Genomic DNA, 2,006 nt, shown 5'->3' with positions numbered 1-2,006 from the left:
GTTTGGCCTAAGTTTTCGCAGCGAGTGACCCCTGGCTTTTTGAGAAGATACAACATACCCAAAGATTGAAACAAGAAAAGTCCCGTCAGTGTATAAATGCTCAGTCCTGATGATGTGGGAAAAAATGGGTTAGAAAATGACCATGTATAATCTAAGAAGGTAACTAAGGAGAAGTCAGTGGTCTAAAACATAGATCTAATCAGTGTTATGGCTAGTTACCTTTTCGTTGTCTATGGTTACTGAGTTGTCCTCAGTGATGGTAACTGGGATGGGAGCCGCGATCGCCTTTGATAAAATCCTTGCTCAAGTCCACGATTGGTATCAACGAGTGGTCAAAGAAACTGCATGGTCTCAATGTTAACTTTTACGTCATCAGCTTGACAAAGCCAAACTCATCGTGAGACTACATGGAATTAATCAGGGATGTCTCTCTCCGATGCTCCCCCAATACCCGTACTTAATCTTAAAATAGAAACGATAAATGATTGATTTAAGAGAAGCTGTTTATTACGAGTATATAGATGATATAGTGGTCGAAATTTTTGACAAGTACAAATGGGGGTTGAGACGTTTAGGGGTTAATTTTTCCCAAGATTTATTAGAGACTATTGTTTATTGTCCTCAAAACTTAGAAAACACTTTAATGGCTTTTTGTTCCTGGGCATTATGGTTAAAAAGTAAGGGGGAAAGACCTAATTCTGAGCTTTTAGCAGAAACCTTAACAGAGGCATTACGATCTCAAAGTGGTTGGATTCCTTATGACTACCAAAAAGATTTTTTGAAACAACATCAAGATATTTTAGATAGTCCTAAAAACTTTTTGTGGAAAGCGGCCAAAAAACAACTAGGAGAAAGATTAAGAAATCGAGTCCTTGCTGATATTTCTGAAGAAGGGGAGCTTCTTTTTCAAAGTAATACCCTTTTAACTGATGAGGAAAAACAAAAAATTGAGTCTTTTAAAGATTATATCGCAGAATTATATCTATAAATATTATGACAAAACTCCTGAATTACAGAGAATTAATAATATCTTGAGGACGAAGAATTGTGATGTCCTGAAGAAAGATAAAATCATCAGTATTAAAAGTTAATAGATGAGAAATTTTATGAGCTTTCATAACTGCCAAAAGTCTAAGATCATGAGTTCGTTTTCCTTTAACCTGATGAGTAGTGACCAATTGAAACCAAACTTCAAAGATATCTGGAGTGTCTCTAAGAAGTGGGAATCTATTCAGAAATTGATTAATTTGACTTTGACTTCTTTGAGTTGTCCAACCTAAACCATTGACCTCCAAGGGTCGGGTAGCAACTACCCAAAATTCAATCAAAGTTTGTGGTGTACAGTAGCAGGAGTGTCCCTGGTCAAGTAAAAGATAAATAGCATCTCTAGCCAAAGAATATTTGCTAGAAATCGGGTCACTTGCCCTAAGTAAAATGTTGGTGTCAAGTAGATATTTAGCCATCAATCATAGATGTTGTCTCGTCTGAGTGCTTCATCAGGCAAACCAGGTGTATCCTTCAATTGCGCTTCAACAAACTGTTTCCAATCTTCCGCTTGTTCATGAGGAGTCATAGATTCAAATAAAGATGGTTTCGAGTGAGTCAGAATCTCACTAAAATGCAAGACTTCACGTTGTTTTTCTAAAGATAGTTTTCTGAGGTTTTCGACAATAGCTCTTTCAATACTCATAATTTCTAATATCTTATTTAATGTCTTATTTTGTTAGGATTTATTTGGGTTGAGGAAATAATCTTTTTCTCTGCCTTAAAGAGATTTATCTAGATTTTAGCAAAAATTATAGGATAGGGTATTCAGTTGAACTCACGTTTCATAGTATTTGACACATCCAGATGCTTGGAATTTGGACATTGAACCCTGATTTTTCATAAGCTCGTCGAGCCGGGTCGTGACTCGGATCTCCTCCAGTTGCAACAGTTGCTATCTGCATTCCACGTGACATCCTCCCACGCTAACTGCTAAGAGCAGTATAGCGTGGGCTTCCCAA

4 protein-coding genes are annotated in these 2,006 nt (G+C 36.9%); 2 read left to right on the top strand and 2 right to left on the bottom strand.

The window, feature by feature from the left end; translation table 11 throughout:
• Positions 1-232: 232 nt before the first annotated feature.
• Both P9B04_RS24115 and P9B04_RS24110 read left to right on the top strand, forming a co-directional pair.
• The gene (locus P9B04_RS24115) at positions 233-361 is read left to right on the top strand and encodes a hypothetical protein (protein ID WP_342057497.1); all 129 of its coding nucleotides are present in this window, start codon (positions 233-235) and stop codon (positions 359-361) included.
• Positions 362-481: 120 nt separating this feature from the next.
• Complete coding sequence (locus P9B04_RS24110) at positions 482-988, top strand: hypothetical protein (RefSeq protein ID WP_342057496.1); 507 nt, start codon at positions 482-484, stop codon at positions 986-988.
• Positions 989-1,010: 22 nt separating this feature from the next.
• Here P9B04_RS24110 and P9B04_RS24105 read toward each other — a convergent pair whose 3' ends face one another.
• Positions 1,011-1,463, bottom strand: a complete 453-nt coding sequence (locus P9B04_RS24105) for a type II toxin-antitoxin system VapC family toxin (protein WP_342057495.1) — start codon at positions 1,461-1,463, stop codon at positions 1,011-1,013.
• Positions 1,463-1,690, bottom strand: coding sequence for a hypothetical protein (locus tag P9B04_RS24100; protein ID WP_342057494.1), 228 nt, complete (start codon positions 1,688-1,690; stop codon positions 1,463-1,465). Before P9B04_RS24100 ends, P9B04_RS24105 begins: the two co-directional genes overlap by 1 nt.
• Positions 1,691-2,006 lie beyond the last annotated feature (316 nt).

This window comes from Crocosphaera sp. Alani8, assembly GCF_038442745.1.
Lineage (GTDB): Bacteria > Cyanobacteriota > Cyanobacteriia > Cyanobacteriales > Microcystaceae > Crocosphaera.
This window is presented reverse-complemented; position numbering and strand designations above follow the sequence as displayed.

What these genes read in the sequence shown, in the direction of transcription:
- P9B04_RS24115 (WP_342057497.1), top strand. Translation starts at nt 233, where the DNA reads ATGGTTACTGAGTTGTCCTCAGTGATGGTAACTGGGATGGGAGCCGCG.
- P9B04_RS24110 (WP_342057496.1), top strand. Translation starts at nt 482, where the DNA reads ATGATTGATTTAAGAGAAGCTGTTTATTACGAGTATATAGATGATATA.
- P9B04_RS24105 (WP_342057495.1), bottom strand. Translation starts at nt 1,463, where the DNA reads ATGGCTAAATATCTACTTGACACCAACATTTTACTTAGGGCAAGTGAC.
- P9B04_RS24100 (WP_342057494.1), bottom strand. Translation starts at nt 1,690, where the DNA reads ATGAGTATTGAAAGAGCTATTGTCGAAAACCTCAGAAAACTATCTTTA.